Raw genomic sequence first — 16044 nt, forward strand, 5'->3', positions numbered from 1 at the left:
GACACGGCCCGGCCGGGCGGGGCGGAGCGGAGCGGCCGGGGCGGCGGCTCTGACGAAACGGCCGGCGCTGCGGCCCGCGCCGGCACCGTCGCGGTGCATACCCATATGAGCGGGATGTATTTCACTTCCCGCCGATCCTGTGACACCATTTGCCCCTTGCTGCGAGTCGGGGGATACCCGTATCGCGCCCCATTTCCAGTTTGCAAGAAAGCGAGAAACCAGATGAAGCGTCGCAGTCTCCTGAAAGTCTTTTCCGTGCTGGCCGCCGGTGCCGCGCTGACGATGTCGGCGGGCGCGCACGCCGAAGACAAGGTCATCAAGGTCGGCACGGTCGCCGGTCCGGATGCCGAGGTGTGGCAGGTCGTGCAGAAGGTGGCGAAGGAGAAGGAAGGCCTGAACGTGAAGGTCGTCGAGTTCAACGACTACGTGCAGCCGAACGCGGCGCTCGACGCGGGCGATCTCGACGCGAACAGCTTCCAGCACCAGCCTTATCTCGACAGCCAGGTGAAGCAGCGCGGCTACAAGATCGTGACGGTCGGTCTGACCTACATCTCGCCGATCGGCGTTTATTCGAAGAAGTTCAAGTCGCTGAAGGAGCTGCCGCAAGGCGCGAAGATCGCGGTGCCGAACGATCCGTCGAACGAGAACCGCGCGCTGCTGCTGCTGCAGGCGCAGGGCGCGATCAAGCTGAAGGCCGGCGCCGGCACGGGCGGCAACAACGCGACGGTGCTCGACATCGCCGACAATCCGAAGAAGCTGAAGATCTCCGAGCTCGACGCCGCGCAACTGCCGCGCGTGCTGCCGGACGTCGACGCGGCCGTGATCAACACGAACTACGCGCTCGCCGCGAACCTGCAGCCGACGAAAGACGCGATCGCGCTCGAGTCGCTGACGAGCCCGTACGCGAACGTGATCGCCGTGCGCACGAAGGACAAGGATCAGCCGTGGGTGAAGAAGCTGGTCAAGGCGTACCAGTCGCCGGAGGTGAAGGAATTCATCAAGAAGCAGTTCAAGGGTTCGATGGTCGCGTCGTTCTGAACGCGATCGGACGATCGAACGAAGGCCTGCCTGCGTGCAGGCCTTTTTTTCGTCCGGCGGCGGGCAGGGCGTGCCCGTCCGCTACGCATGATCGGGAGCGGCCGACAAGGCCCGAAGGGCCGCCGAAACGACAGGGCCTGCCTCGTGCAGCCGCCCTTTTCGCGAACGACAAGCGCCGCGCGGCCGGCCGTGTCTGCATGACGGCGCTCACATCTCGCCGCGCCGCGAGCAGATCGCCATGATCTGCTGGATCGCATAGTTGTCGCGCACGCCGGGCAGCGACTGCACGATGCACTCGTGATAGCGCCGCTCGCGCGGCAGCAGCATCGCGCTGTTGCGGTACAGCGCGTCGCACGAGCGCTGGATCAGTTGCGCCGCCGCGCCGTTGCGGCTCTCGCGCAGCGCCTGCAGCATGCACTGGTCGTATTGCGCGTCGCCGTCGGCGAGGCCGGATGCGGCGGCCGGCGGCGGCGACAGCGCGGCGGCGATCGAGATCGCGGCAACGGTCGCGATCGAGCGGAGATCCGGAGGCATGGGCGTCCCGATGACATGAAAGGGCCGCCGACAGCATAGCGTAAAGCGCTGCACGCGTCGGGCCGCGTCGGGCCGCGGCGGCGGCGCGGCGCACGAAAGCGCGGAGTCAGGCGGTGGTCTGCGGAAATGGTATGCTCGTGCGTTCGCCGCCGCGTGCCTTCCCGGGGCACGCACGCGGGCCGGCCGCCGCCGTTTCGCGCGGGCGGTGCCCGCCGCGGCGCGAAATCCATCATCCAGAACCGACAATACGGGGGAGACTCACCCATGAAGCGTTTCAAGACTTTCGCGATCCGTTCGATCACGGCCGGCGTGGCCGCACTCGCGCTCGCCGGCGCCGCGCACGCGCAAACCGTCAAGGTGCTGTCGATCGTCGATCACCCGGCACTCGATGCGATCCGCGACGGCGTGCGTGCCGAACTGAAGGCGGAAGGCTACGGCGACGACAAGCTCAAGTGGGAATACCAGAGCGCGCAGGGCAACACCGGCACGGCCGCGCAGATCGCGCGCAAGTTCGTCGGCGACCAGCCCGACGTGATCGTCGCGATCGCGACGCCGGCCGCGCAGGCGGTCGTCGCGGCCACCAAGAGCGTGCCGGTCGTCTATTCGGGCGTGACCGATCCGGTCGCAGCGCAGCTCGTGAAGGGCTGGGGTCCGTCGGGCACCAACGTGACGGGCGTGTCGGACAAGCTGCCGCTCGATCGCCAGGTCGCGCTGATCAAGCGCGTCGTGCCGAAGGCGAAGACGGTCGGCATGGTCTACAACCCGGGCGAGGCGAATTCGGTCGTCGTCGTGAAGGAGCTCAAGGAGATTCTCGCGAAGCAGGGCATGACGCTGAAGGAAGCGGCCGCGCCGCGCACCGTCGACATCGGCCCGGCCGCGAAGAGCCTGATCGGCAAGGTCGACGTGATCTACACGAATACCGACAACAACGTCGTGTCCGCGTACGAAGCGCTCGTGAAGGTCGCGAACGAGGCGAAGATTCCGCTCGTCGCCGGCGACACCGACAGCGTGAAACGCGGCGGCATCGCGGCGCTCGGCATCAACTACGGCGACCTCGGCCGGCAGACGGGCAAGGTCGTCGCGCGTATCCTGAAGGGCGAGAAGCCGGGCACGATCGCCTCCGAGACGAGCAGCAACCTCGAGCTGTTCGTGAACACGGGCGCGGCGGCGAAGCAGGGCGTGACGCTCTCGCCGGATCTCGTGAAGGAAGCGAAGACGGTCATCAAGTAAGCCGCAGCCTGCCGGCTGCGCCCGAAGGCCCGATCGGGGCCTGCTCGACACCGCCGGACGGGCGGCCCCCACCGGGGCCGCTCGTTCGCTTGGCCCGGCCGCACACGTCCGGCCGGGAGGCAACAGGATTTTCCATCATGTCTCTGTTCTCGTTTCTGGGTGCGCTGGAGATCGGCCTGATCTTCAGTCTCGTCGCCCTCGGGGTGCTGATCTCGTTTCGCATCCTCAATTTCCCCGACCTGACCGTCGACGGCAGCTTTCCGCTCGGCGGCGCGGTCGCCGCGACGCTGATCTCCGCCGGCTACGACCCGTTCACGTCGACCTGTCTCGCGATCGTCGCGGGCGCGCTCGCCGGGTTCGTGACGGGCTGGCTCAACGTGCGCCTGAAGATCATGGATCTGCTCGCCAGCATCCTGATGATGATCGCGCTCTATTCGGTGAACCTGCGGATCATGGGCCGTCCGAACGTGCCGCTGATCACCGAGCCGACCGTCTTCACGGTGCTGCAGCCCGACTGGCTGCCCGACTACGTGCTGCGTCCGGCGCTGCTCGCGCTCGTCGTCGTGGTCGCGAAGCTCGGCCTCGACTGGTTCTTCTCGTCGCAGCTCGGTCTCGCGATGCGCGCGACCGGCGCGAATCCGCGGATGGCGCGCGCGCAAGGCATCGCGACGGGCCGCGCGACGCTCGCCGGGATGGCGCTGTCGAACGCGCTCGTCGCGCTCGCCGGCGCGCTGTTCGCGCAGACGCAGGGCGGCGCCGACATCTCGATGGGGATCGGCACGATCGTGATCGGGCTCGCGGCGGTGATCATCGGCGAGACGCTGCTGCCCGCGCGCCGGCTCGTGCTGACGACGCTCGCGGTCGTGCTCGGCGCGATCGTCTATCGCTTCTTCATCGCGCTCGCGCTGAACAGCGAATTCATCGGCCTGAAGGCGCAGGACCTGAACCTCGTGACGGCTGCGCTCGTCACGATCGCGCTGGTGCTGCCGGCGACGCGCAAGAAGCTGTTCGCGCGCAAGAACGGAGGGGCATGACATGCTGTCCGCACAAGATCTCAAACTCACGTTCAATCCCGGCACGCCGATCGAGACGCGCGCGCTGCGCGGGCTGTCGCTCGAGATTCCCGACGGCCAGTTCGTCGCGGTGATCGGTTCGAACGGCGCCGGCAAGTCGACGTTCCTGAATGCGATCAGCGGCGACCAGCGCGTCGATTCGGGCCGCATCGCGATCGACGGCACGGACGTCACGCGCCAGCCCGCATGGGACCGTGCGCATCTCGTCGCGCGCGTGTTCCAGGATCCGATGGCCGGCACCTGCGAGGCGCTGACGATCGAGGAGAACATGGCGCTCGCGATGGCGCGCGGCGCGCGGCGCGGGTTTCGCGCGGCGCTCGATCGTCCGTCGCGCGAGCTGTTCCGCGACAAGCTGCGCCTGCTGAACCTCGGCCTCGAGAACCGGCTGACCGACCGGATCGGGCTGCTGTCGGGCGGCCAGCGTCAGGCGGTGAGCCTGCTGATGGCGTCGCTGCGACCGTCGCGGATCCTGCTGCTCGACGAGCACACGGCCGCGCTCGATCCGAAGACGGCCGCGTTCGTGCTGGAGTTGACCGCGCGCATCGTCGCCGACAGCAAGCTGACGACGATGATGGTCACGCACAGCATGCGGCAGGCGCTCGATTACGGCGATCGCACGGTGATGCTGCATCAGGGGCAGGTCGTGCTCGACGTGTCGGGCGACGCGCGTCGCGGGCTCGACGTGCCGGATCTGCTGCAGATGTTCGAGAAGGTGCGGCACGAGCAGCTCGACGACGACGCGCTGCTGCTGGGCTGAGCGCCCGCTCGGCCGATCGGGCCGCCGCGGCTGGCGCGCAGCGTGCGCGTCGCCGCGGCGGCCCGCGTCGTTTGCGGGCGCATAGCCGCCTGGGGGCGGCTCCGGCAATCTGCATGACCCTTTTTGTTGAGGCCTGACAGCGCCCAACGCGATCCTCTATACTGTATATCTATACAGCATCGAGTCGCATGATGTCCGCTTCATCCCTGTCCCCCGAATCCCTTCATCCGTCGCTCTGGCGCGGCTCGCAGCTCGCGCGCGGCGGTCCGCGCACGATCGACACGGGCTTCGCGCCGCTGTCCGCCGAACTGCCGGGCGGCGGCTGGCCGGTCGGCGGGCTGATCGAGCTGCTGGCCGCGCAGCCGGGCTGCGGCGAGATGCGGCTGCTCGCGCCCGCGCTCGCGCGCACCGTCAGCGCGCGGCGGCCGCTCGCGCTCGTCGCGCCGCCGCAATGGCCGCATGCGGCCGCGCTCGCCGCGCTCGGCGTGCCGCCGGAGTCGCTGCTGTGGCTGCGCGCCGGCAGCCGCATCGATGCGTTGTGGGCCGCCGAGCAGGCGCTCAAGACCGGCTGCTGCGGCGCGCTGCTGCTATGGCAGGATGCGCGGCCCGACGCGCTGCGGCGTCTGCATCTCGCGGCCGCGCGCACCGGCGACACGCTGTTCGTGATGCTGCGCCCGCTGTCGGCCGCGCGGCAGCCGTCGCCTGCGGTGCTGCGCGTCGCGCTGTATCCGGCGCCGGGCGGCGTGTCGCTCGACATCGTGAAGCGCCGCGGGCCCGCGCGCAGCGAGCCGCTCGAACTCGACCTGCCGTCGCCCATCGTGGAGAGCCGCTATGCGCGTCTTGCTCGGCATCCATCTGCCGCGCCTGCCGCTCGACGTGTGCGCCGCGCCGCCGTCTGACGGCGATGCGGGCGGCGCCGGCTGTGCGGTGCTCGAGCAGGGCGTCGTGCTGATCGCCGATGCGGCCGCGCGGCGGCAGGGCGTGCGCGCGGGCATGAAGCGCGGCGGCGTGCTGACGCTCGCACCCGACACGCAGCTCGTCGAACGCGATCCCGCGCGCGAAGCCGATGCGCTGCGCGCGGTCGCGCTCGCGCTGCTGCGCTTTTCGCCGAACGTCGCACTGGCCGACGAAGCGACGCTCGTCGTCGACGTCGGCCCGAGCCTGCGCCTGTTCGGCGGCTTGCCGTCGCTGTGCCGGCAAGTGCGCGCCACGCTCGCGGCGCTCGGCTATGCGGCACGCATGTCCGCCGCGCCGACCGCCGGCGGCGCGTGGCTGCTTGCGCGCGCGTCGGCCCGTATGCGCAGCCGGCGCCGCGTCGCGCGCCGCGCATCGCTCGTTCGCGCGCTCGACGCGCTGCCCTGCGTGCTGCTGCCCGACGCGCGTCCGTATGCGGGCTGGTTCGACGGCCTCGGCTGCCGCACGCTCGCCGATCTGCGCGGGCTGCCGCGCAAGGGGCTGCAGCGCCGTTGCGGGCCGGCGCTGCTGGCCGCGCTCGATCGCGCCTATGGCGAGGCGGTCGAGCCGCTGGCATGGATGGCGGTGCCGCCGGTGTTCGACGTGCGGCTCGAATTGGCGGAGCGCGTCGACTATGCGGAAGCCGTGCTGTTCGTCGCGCGGCGTCTCGTCGTGCAGTTGTGCGGCTGGCTCGCCGCGCGGCAGTTGTCGCTGGCTGCGATGACGTTCGATCTCGAGCACGAGCGCGGCCGTCAGGCCGTGCCGCCCACGTCGCTCGAACTCGCGTTTGCGGCGCCCGTGCGCGACGAAGCGCATTTCATGCGGCTGCTCGGCGAACGGCTTGCGCGCGTCGAATTGCCGGCCGCGGTGATCGCGGTGCGCCTGAAGGCCACGCGCGTCGAATCGGTCGCGCCGCCGGCCGACGATCTGTTTCCCGAGCCGGGCGGCACGAAGGAGACGCGCGCGCGGCTGCTCGAACTGCTGGTCGCGCGGCTCGGCGCCGAGAACGTGCTGTGCGCGGCGCCGGTGGCCGATCATCGGCCCGAAGCCGCGAATCGCTGGCTGCCGCTCGATGCGCAGGCCGGCAAGCCGCCGGGCGCGCCGCCGGCGGTGCCGCCGCGTCCCGTATGGCTGCTGCCCGAGCCGTTGCCGCTGCTGATGCGCGAGAACCGGCCGGTGTTCCATACGCCGCTCAGGCCGATGTCATCGCCCGAGCGGATCGAGGCAGGGTGGTTCGACGGTCAAACGATCGCGCGCGATTACTACGTGGCGCAAGACGAAGAGGGCGCGTGCTACTGGATATTCAGGGAACGAATGAGCAGTCAGGCAGACCCGCACTGGTTTCTGCACGGCCTGTTCGGGTGAGCGGCGATGGTTGCGGAATCCCGGTTGCTGCCCGCTTATGCGGAGTTGTTCTGCCGTTCGAACTTTTCGTTCCTGCATGGCGCATCGCATGCAGAGGAACTGGTCGCGCGCGCCGTGAAGCTCCGCTATCGCGGCATCGCGATCACCGACGAATGCTCGCTCGCGGGCGCACCGCGGATGCATGTCGCGGCGCGGGCCGCCGGCTTGCCGCTGATCATCGGTTCGTACTTCGAGGTCACGCCGGATGAGGCTCCGCCCGGTCACGACCCGGGGCCCGGCGCATTCGGGCTGGTGCTGCTCGCGCAGAATCGCGAAGGCTACGGCAACCTGTCCGAGCTGATTTCATGGCGACGGATGGCCGCGCCGAAAGGCACGTACAAGCTGACGCCGCGCATGCTGTCGAGGCCGCCCGAGGAATTCGCGCACCTGCGCGGGATGCCCGACTGTTTTGCGATTCTCGTGCCCGTGTATCCGGTGCGCGCAGATGTACTCGACGCGCAGGTCGCGTGGTTTCGCGCGACGTTCGGCGAGCGTGCGCGGCTCGGGCTCGTGCAGCTGCAACGCGCGCTGGACGGCCCGCAGCGCGACGAGATTCGTGCGGCCGGCGCGCGGCGCGGCGTGCGCGTCGTCGCGCTCGGCGACGTGACGATGCACCGGCGCTCGTGCAAGCCGCTGCAGGACGTGATGACGGCGATCCGGCTCGGGACGCCGGTGTCCGAGTGCGGCTATGCGCTCGCGCCGAATGCGGAGCAGCATCTGCGTTCGCTTGCGCGTATCGCGAAGCTGTTTTCGGCGGACGAGATCGCGCAGACGTGTGCGATTCTCGATGCGTGTCATTTCGAACTCGATACGCTGCGCTACGAGTATCCGGACGAGATCGTGCCTCCCGGACATACGCCGACCAGTTATCTGGAACAGGAGACCAAGGCCGGCGCGATTGAACGTTATCCGCAGGGTGTGCCGGAGAAAGTGGAACAGCAGATCCGGTATGAACTCGATCTGATCGCGAAGCTGAGCTACGAACCGTTCTTCCTGACTGTCTACGACATCGTCAAATACGCGCGCAGCCGGAACATCCTGTGCCAAGGGCGCGGTTCGGCGGCGAATTCGGCCGTCTGTTATTGCCTCGGCATCACCGAGGTGGATCCCGAGCAGAGCACGCTGCTGTTCGAACGCTTCATCAGCGAGAATCGCGGCGAGCCGCCCGACATCGACGTCGACTTCGAGCATCAGCGGCGCGAGGAAGTGATTCAGCACATCTACGAAAAATACGGCAAGCATCGCGCGGCGATCGCGGCGGCCGTCTCGACCTATCGGCCGCGCGGCGTGCTGCGCGAAACCGGCAAGGCGCTCGGTGTCGATCCGATGCTCGTCGATCGTGTCGCGAAAGGGCATCGATGGTTCGACGGCAGCCGCGATCTGCTGCAGCAGTTCGAGATGGTCGGGCTCGATCCCGCGACGCCGCTGATCCGCACCTGGGCGGAGCTCGCCGCGCGGCTGCTCAATTTTCCGCGCCATCTGTCGCAGCACTCGGGCGGTTTCGTGATCAGCCGCGGCAAGCTCACGCGGCTCGTGCCGGTCGAGAATGCCGCGATGGACGGGCGGCGCGTGATCCAGTGGGACAAGGACGATCTCGAAGCGCTCGGCTTGCTGAAGGTCGACGTGCTCGCGCTCGGGATGCTGTCGGCGCTGCATCGCGCATTCGACATGATCACCGCGTGGCGCGGCCTGCAGCCGGACGGGAAGCCGTTCGGGTTCGACCACATTCCGCGCCACGACGACGACACCTACGACATGATCTGCCGCGCCGACACGGTCGGCGTGTTCCAGATCGAGTCGCGCGCGCAGATGTCGATGCTGCCGCGCCTGAAGCCGCGCGAATACTACGACCTCGTGATCCAGGTATCGATCGTGCGGCCTGGGCCGATTCAGGGCGGCGCCGTGCATCCGTATCTGAAGCGGCGCAGGATCGTGGCCGGCGAAGAAGAGGGCGAGGTCACGTATCCGAGCGACGCGCTCAAGGCGGTGCTCGAACGCACGCTCGGCGTGCCGATCTTCCAGGAGCAGGTGATGCAGATCGCGATCGTCGCGGCGGGCTTCACGCCGGACGAGGCCGATGCGCTGCGGCGCGCGATGGCCGCATGGAAGCGCAAGGGCGATCTCGGCAAATATCACGACCAGATCGTCAACGGGATGCTCGAGCGCGGATACACGCGCGAGTTCGCCGAGCAGATCTTCGAGCAGATCAAGGGCTTCGGCGAATACGGCTTTCCCGAGAGCCACGCGGCGAGCTTCGCGAAACTCGCGTACGCGAGCAGCTGGCTCAAATGCCACGAACCGGCGATCTTCGTTGCCGCGCTGCTGAACAGCCAGCCGATGGGCTTCTATGCGCCCGCGCAGCTCGTGCAGGATGCGCGGCGTCACGGCGTGACCGTGTTTCCGGTCGACGTGACGAAAAGCAACTGGGAGACCTCGCTCGAAGCGCTGCCCGGCGCCGCCCCGCCGGAGGGCGATCCCGCGGTGCGGCTCGGGCTGTCGCTCGTGCGCGGCTTCGGCGAGGCGGCCGTGCGGCGCATCGAAGCCGCACGCGCGGCCGGCCCGTTCGAGAGCGTCGATGCGCTCGCGCGCCGCGCCCGGCTCGAGCGTCGCGACCTCGAAGCGCTGGCTGCCGCGAACGCGCTCGCGACGCTCGCCGGCCACCGCCGCGACGCGTTGTGGCAGGCCGTCGCCGCGGCGCCGGATCGCGATTTGCTCGCTGCCGCGCCGATCGACGAAGCGGAGCGGCCGGCGCTCGGCGCGCCGTCGGAAGCCGACGAGATTCTCGCCGACTACGACACGACCGGCCTCACGCTGAACCGTCATCCGGTCGCGCTGCTGCGGCCCGCGCTGCGCGCGCGGCGGCTGTCGTCCGCGGCCGAGCTGCGCGACCGTCCGGACGGCCGGCTCGCGCGCGCATGCGGCATCGTGATCGCGCGGCAGATGCCGGGCACCGCGAAAGGCGTGCTGTTCATGACGCTCGAGGACGAAACGGGCTGCGTGAACGTGATCGTGCGCCCCGAGCTGCTCGCGCGGCAACGTCGCGAAACGCTCGATTCGCGCTTGCTCGCCGCGTCGGGCGTCTGGCAGGTCGTCAGCGACGTGAGGCACCTCGTCGCGCAGCATTTCGAGGATCTGACGCCGCTGCTCGGCGGCCTGCGCACGTCGACGCGCGAGTTCCAGTGAGGCACCGAGCCGGCCGCCCGCCGGCATGCGTCGCCGGTGCATACCAGTTTCGCGAACTGGTTCTATTCTGGTCCCGTTTCTTGCGGCCTAAACGCGTCGTTCGAGCCACCGGAATGCGCGCGCAGGCAGACCGATGCGGGTAAATCCCTATCCAGAATCGCGTTGTAAACAAAGGCTTTGCGGCAACTAAACCGCTTGCCGGACAAGGCTCCCGGCGATTTTCGACGCGCTAATACCAGTTCGTTGACTGGTATTATGGTGGTTATATAATGCGTTCACTTTCGACGGCTCGCGGTCGTCGTCCGACACTCGGAGGCACATGGAAACCGGCTGGTCCGAACTGGCGCCCGATCCGCTCAGCGATACGCCGCTCTATCTGCAGCTCGCCCGCAAGCTGGCCGGCGCGATTCACGGCGGCACCTGGCGGGCCGGCGAGGCGCTGCCGTCAGAGCGCGCGCTGTCGGCGTCGGTCGGCGTCTCGCGGATCACGGCGCGACGTGCGCTCGCGCTGCTGGTCGAGCAGGGCCTCATCAGACGCTCGCGCGGCGCGGGCAGCTTCATCACGCCGCGCGTCGCCGATCCGCTGTCGCGGCTCGTCGGCTTCACCGCGAAGATGCGCCAGCGCGGCTTCATGCCCGATTCGGTCTGGCTCGAGCGCCGGCTGCGCGCGGCGACGCGCGCGGAGCTCACGCATCTCGGCCTCGCGCCGGGCGCGATGGTTGCGCGGCTCGAACGGCTGCGCCGCGCGGACGGCATCGTGATGGCCGTCGAGCATTCGACGCTGCCGGCCGCGGTCGTGCCCGATCCGCTCGCGCTCGGCGCGTCGCTGTACGAATACCTCGAAGCGCGCGGCATGAACGTGGTGCGCGCGCTGCAGCACTTTCGCGCGGTCAACGCGACGCGCGAGATCGCGAAGTGGATGGCCGTGAAGCCGGGCGCCGCGCTGCTCGTGATCACGCGCATCGGCTACGGTGCCGACCAGCGCGCGATCGAAGTGACCGAAACGTATTGCCGCGACGACTACTACGACTTCGTCGCCGAACTGAAACGCTGACGCGCGACACTGCGCGCCGACATGCAACCGATTCGCACATCACGACGCGGATGCCCGCGTCGCCCGATCCTCAAGAGAACGTCATGCTGACTGGCAACATCCTGACTCCCGACGGCTGGATTCACGGCTCGCTCGACAGCGAGAACGGCCGCATCACCACCCTCGACGGCACGCCCGCCGATCCCGCGAAGAACGACGCGCCGTACATCCTGCCCGGTTTCATCGATCTGCACGTGCACGGCGGCGGCGGCGCCGACGTGATGGAAGGCGGCGACGCGATCGAGACGATCGCGCGCACGCACGCGCAGTTCGGCACGACGAGCCTGCTCGCGACGACGATGACCGCGCCGCGCGACGAACTGATGGACGTCGTCGCGAACCTCGGCACCGCGGCGCGCACGCGCACGCCCGGCGGCGCACGCGTGCTCGGCGTCCATCTCGAAGGCCCGTACATCAATCCCGGCAAGCTCGGTGCGCAGCCGGACGCGGCCGTGTCGGCGGTGCTCGACGAAGTGCTGAAGTATCTGTCGATCGCGCCGATCCGCGTCGTCACGCTCGCGCCGGAAATCGCCGGCCATATCGAGATCATCGGCGAGATGGCCGCGCGCGGCGTGCGCGTGCAGCTCGGCCACTCGCTCGCGACGTACGAAGATGCCGTCGCAGCGCTCAAGCACGGCGCGTGCGGCTTCACGCACCTGTTCAACGCGATGTCGCCGCTCCATCACCGCAATCCCGGCCTCGTCGGCGCGGCGCTCGCGCACGCCGAATACGCGGAAATCATTCCCGATCTGCTGCACGTGCATCCGGGCGCGATCCGCGCGGCGCTGCGCGCGATTCCGCGACTGTACGTCGTGACCGACAGCACGTCGGCGACCGGCATGCCCGACGGCGAATACCGGCTCGGCAGCCAGCACGTGACGAAGTGCCTCGGCGGCGTGCGTCTCGCCGACGGCACGCTCGCCGGCAGCACGCTGACGATGGACCAGGCATTGCGCAACCTCGTGTCGCTCGGTCTGCCGATCGCCGACGTGTCGAACCGGATGTCGCGCTATGCGGCCGACTACCTCGGTCTCGCCGATCGCGGCCGCCTCGAGCGCGGCGCGTGGGCCGACCTCGTCGTGTTCGATCGCGACCTGAACCTCACCGCGACCTACGTCGAAGGAGAATCGATTGTCGAATATGCTTAACGAAGCGCGCGAGTCCGCCCGGGTCGTCGCCGCGCAGCTTGCCGATACGACGCGCGTCGAAGCGCTCGCCGGCCAGCTGATGGATCATCCGCCGGCCGTCGCGCTGACGGTCGCGCGCGGCAGCTCCGATCATGCCGCGAGCTATTTCGCGAGCCTGACGATGAGCCGCCTCGGCGTGCCGGTCGCGTCGCTGCCGATGTCGGTCGCGACGCTGCAGCAGGCGCCGCTGAAGGTGCAGGACCAGCTCGCGATCGCGTTCTCGCAGTCGGGCAAGAGTCCCGATCTCGTCAATACGATGACCGCGCTGCGCGAAGCCGGCGCGCGCACGGTGGCGGCCGTCAACGTGCTGCCGTCGCCGCTCGCCGACGCGTGCGAGCATCAGTTGCCGCTGTTGGCCGGCCCCGAGCTGTCGGTCGCGGCGACGAAGAGCTATATCGCGATGCTGTCGCTGTCCGCGCAGATCGTCGCGTTCTGGCAGCGCGACGCGGCACTGATGACGGCGCTGCGCGGGCTGCCCGACGTGCTCGCGCAGGCGGGCGCGCTCGACTGGTCGCCGGCCGTCGACGCGCTCGCCGGCGTCGAGCGGATGATCGTGATCGGCCGCGGCCTCGGCCTCGCGATCGCGCAGGAAGCCGCGCTGAAGCTGAAGGAAACGTCCGGCATCCAGGCCGAGGCGTTCTCGAGCGCGGAGGTGCGTCACGGCCCGATGGAACTGATCGACCGCGACTACCCGCTGCTCGTGTTCGCGCCGCCGGGCCCCGAGCAGACCGGCCTGCTGCAGCTCGCCGACGACATGCGTGCCCGCGGCGCGGCCGTGCTCGTCGCGGCGCCCGCCGCCACGCCGGGCGCGACGCTGCCGCTCGCATCGTCCGCCCATCCGGCGCTCGACCCGATCGCCGCCATTCTTTCGTTCTACGTGATGGCGGCCGAGCTTGCCGTCGCGCGCGGCCGCAATCCCGACACGCCGCGCCACCTGAACAAAGTCACCGAAACGCACTGATAGCCGAGACAGCCGATGAGACGCGCCGAGGAGTCCCAGTTGAAGAGTTCCACCCACGATCAGATCGTCCTGCTCGCCCCGCTGACGGGGCCGATCGTCGCACTGGCCGACGTGCCCGATCCGGTGTTCTCCGGCGGGATGTTCGGCGACGGCATCGGCATCGATCCGCTTGCCGGCAAGCTGGTCGCACCGTGCGCGGGCATCGTGTCGCATCTCGCGCGCACGGGGCACGCGGTGACGATCACGACGCCGCACGGCGCGGAAGTGCTGCTGCACATCGGCATCGACACCGTCGAGCTGAACGGGCAGGGCTTCACCGCGCGCGTCGAAGCCGGCGCGCGCGTCGAAGCGGGCGACCTGCTGATCGAGTTCGATCAGGACGCGGTCGCGCGCACTGCGCACTCGCTGGTATCGGTGATCGCGATCGCGAATTCCGATGCGTTCGACGTGATCGAGCGCGCGAGCGGTTTCGCGACGGCCGGCGAGACGCCGCTGCTCACGCTGCGCGGCAAGGGCGAGGCCGCCGCGCAAGCCGCGCAGGCGGGCGCAGCCGCGATGAACGAAGTGCGGCGCGAGCTCGTGCTCACGCAGCCCGGCGGCCTGCATGCGCGGCCGGCCGCGCGTGCGCGCGAAGCGGCGCGCGGGCACGACGCGCACGTCGAAGTGCATTTCGACGGCCGCAAGGCGCCGATCGAAAGCGTCGTCGGCCTGCTCGGTCTCGGCGCGGGCGAACGTGCAACGGTCGTGCTCGTCGGCCGCGGCGCGCATGCGCAGCAGGCCGTCGATGCGGTTGCCGCCGAGCTGCTGCGCGAAGCGCACGGCGAGGCCGAGGAAAAGCCGGCGCGGCTGACGTCGCCGGCGCCGCAGCCGGTCGCGAACCGCAACGGCGCGCCGCTCGCGCCCAACACGCTCGCCGGAGTCTGCGCGGCGCCCGGCATCGCGGTCGGCACGCTGGTGCGGCTCGACGACGCCGACATCGTGCCGCCCGAACAGGCCGCCGGCACGCCGGCCGCGGAAAGCCGCCGTCTCGATCAGGCGCTGAAGACGGTCGATGCGGAGCTCGACGGCACCGTGCGCAGCGCATCGGCGCGCGGCGCGGTCGGCGAAGCGGGCATCTTTGCGGTGCACCGCGTGCTGCTCGAGGATCCGACGCTGATCGACGCGGCGCGCGACCTGATCAGCCTCGGCAAGAGCGCGGGCTTCGCCTGGCGCGCGACGATCCGCACGCAGATCGACACGCTGTCGAAGCTCGACGACGCGCTGCTCGCCGAGCGCGCGGCTGACCTGCGCGACATCGAGAAGCGCGTGCTGCGCGCGCTCGGCCACACGAGCGGCGCGGTACGCGCGCTGCCCGACGAGGCCGTGCTCGCGGCCGAGGAATTCACGCCGTCCGATCTGTCGTCGCTCGATCGCGCGCGCGTGACCGCGCTCGTGATGGCGCGCGGCGGCGCGACCTCGCATGCGGCGATCATCGCGCGGCAGCTCGGCATTCCGGCGCTCGTCGCGGTCGGCGACGCGCTGTACGCGATTCCGGACGGCACGCAGGTCGTCGTCGATGCGAGCGCCGGGCGGCTCGAACATGCGCCGACCGCGCTCGACGTCGAACGCGCGCGCCACGAGCGCGAGCGTCTGGCCGGCGTGCGCGAAGCGAACCGCCGGATGGCCGGCGCGGCGGCCGCGACCGCCGACGGCCGCGCGATCGAAGTGGCCGCGAACATCGCGACGCTCGACGACGCGAACACCGCCGTCGACAACGGCGCGGATGCAGTCGGCCTGCTGCGCACCGAGCTGATGTTCATCCACCGGCAGGCCGCGCCGACGATGCTCGAACATCAGCAGAGCTATCAGGCGATCGTCGACGCGCTGCAGGGCCGCACCGCGATCATCCGCACGCTCGACGTCGGGGCCGACAAGGAGGTCGACTACCTGACGCTGCCGCCGGAACCGAATCCCGCGCTCGGACTGCGCGGCATTCGCCTCGCGCAGCTGCGTCCCGATCTGCTCGACGATCAGTTGCAGGGCCTGCTCGCGGTCAAGCCGTTCGGTGCGGTGCGCATCCTGCTGCCGATGGTCACCGATGCGGGCGAACTGGTGCGGCTGCGCAAGCGCATCGACGAATTCGCGCGCGCGCAGGGCCGCACCGAGCCGATCGAGGTCGGCGTGATGATCGAGGTGCCGTCGGCCGCGCTGCTCGCCGATCAGCTCGCGCAGCATGCAGATTTCCTGTCGATCGGCACCAACGATCTCACGCAGTACACGCTCGCGATGGACCGCTGCCAGCCCGATCTGGCCGCGCAGGCCGACGGGCTGCATCCGGCCGTGCTGCGCCTGATCGACCTCGCGGTGCGCGGCGCGGAAAAGCACGGCAAGTGGGTCGGCGTATGCGGTGCACTCGGCGGCGATCCGCTCGCGGTGCCGATCCTCGTCGGCCTCGGCGTGACCGAACTGTCGGTCGATCCGGTATCGGTGCCGGGCATCAAGGCGCGCGTGCGCCGTCTCGATTACGCGTTGTGCCGTCAGCGTGCGCAGGACCTGCTCGCGCTCGATTCGGCCCACGCGGTCAGGGCAGCAAGCCGCGAGATCTGGCCGCTCGACTGAGTCGTCGACGGCGGGCTCGCGGCCCGTTTTAC

12 protein-coding genes are annotated in these 16044 nt (G+C 69.7%); 11 read left to right on the plus strand and 1 reads right to left on the minus strand.

Annotated features, from left to right (window positions below):
- The first annotated feature begins 222 nt into the window (after positions 1-222).
- A complete protein-coding gene (locus tag BCR55_RS09415) occupies positions 223-1038 on the plus strand; it encodes a MetQ/NlpA family ABC transporter substrate-binding protein (protein ID WP_006407024.1) in 816 nt (271 codons plus the stop codon).
- Between the two features lie 207 nt (positions 1039-1245).
- Here the strand turns inward: BCR55_RS09415 and BCR55_RS09420 are convergent, their stop codons facing one another.
- Positions 1246-1572, minus strand: a complete 327-nt coding sequence (locus BCR55_RS09420; protein ID WP_053296808.1) for a VF_A0006 family four-cysteine protein — start codon at positions 1570-1572, stop codon at positions 1246-1248.
- 264 nt (positions 1573-1836) lie between these two features.
- Here BCR55_RS09420 and BCR55_RS09425 point away from each other — a divergent pair, with 264 nt between their 5' ends.
- The 10 genes from BCR55_RS09425 (at position 1837) to ptsP (ending at position 16012) form a co-directional block, all read left to right on the plus strand.
- On the plus strand, positions 1837-2802 hold the full coding sequence (locus BCR55_RS09425) for an ABC transporter substrate-binding protein (RefSeq protein WP_006411769.1): 966 nt from the start codon (positions 1837-1839) through the stop codon (positions 2800-2802).
- Positions 2803-2939: 137 nt separating this feature from the next.
- Complete coding sequence (locus BCR55_RS09430; protein WP_006398214.1) at positions 2940-3836, plus strand: ABC transporter permease; 897 nt, start codon at positions 2940-2942, stop codon at positions 3834-3836.
- A gap of 1 nt (position 3837) precedes the next feature.
- Positions 3838-4632 (plus strand): ABC transporter ATP-binding protein, encoded by a 795-nt coding sequence (locus BCR55_RS09435; protein WP_053296809.1) that lies wholly within the window; start codon positions 3838-3840, stop codon positions 4630-4632.
- Positions 4633-4823: 191 nt separating this feature from the next.
- On the plus strand, positions 4824-5531 hold the full coding sequence (gene imuA, locus BCR55_RS09440; protein WP_035488950.1) for a translesion DNA synthesis-associated protein ImuA: 708 nt from the start codon (positions 4824-4826) through the stop codon (positions 5529-5531).
- A complete protein-coding gene (locus tag BCR55_RS09445; protein WP_035488848.1) occupies positions 5464-6951 on the plus strand; it encodes a DNA polymerase Y family protein in 1488 nt (495 codons plus the stop codon). Before imuA ends, BCR55_RS09445 begins: the two co-directional genes overlap by 68 nt.
- A 6-nt stretch (positions 6952-6957) precedes the next feature.
- On the plus strand, positions 6958-10173 hold the full coding sequence (locus tag BCR55_RS09450) for an error-prone DNA polymerase (protein WP_065494490.1): 3216 nt from the start codon (positions 6958-6960) through the stop codon (positions 10171-10173).
- 319 nt (positions 10174-10492) lie between these two features.
- On the plus strand, positions 10493-11227 hold the full coding sequence (locus BCR55_RS09455) for a GntR family transcriptional regulator (protein WP_053296811.1): 735 nt from the start codon (positions 10493-10495) through the stop codon (positions 11225-11227).
- Positions 11228-11310: 83 nt separating this feature from the next.
- Entirely contained in the window at positions 11311-12414 is a 1104-nt protein-coding gene (gene nagA / locus BCR55_RS09460) for an N-acetylglucosamine-6-phosphate deacetylase (protein WP_053296830.1), read from the plus strand.
- Positions 12407-13414 carry an SIS domain-containing protein gene (locus BCR55_RS09465; RefSeq protein WP_053296812.1) on the plus strand — a complete coding sequence of 336 codons (1008 nt, stop codon included), beginning with the start codon at positions 12407-12409 and terminating at the stop codon, positions 13412-13414. The genes nagA and BCR55_RS09465 overlap by 8 nt, the downstream gene beginning before the upstream one ends.
- 15 nt (positions 13415-13429) lie before the next feature.
- Positions 13430-16012, plus strand: a complete 2583-nt coding sequence (ptsP, locus tag BCR55_RS09470; RefSeq protein ID WP_053296813.1) for a phosphoenolpyruvate--protein phosphotransferase — start codon at positions 13430-13432, stop codon at positions 16010-16012.
- The last annotated feature ends 32 nt before the right edge of the window (positions 16013-16044 follow it).

Source organism: Burkholderia sp. CCA53, from assembly GCF_001685525.1.
Taxonomy (GTDB): domain Bacteria; phylum Pseudomonadota; class Gammaproteobacteria; order Burkholderiales; family Burkholderiaceae; genus Burkholderia; species Burkholderia multivorans.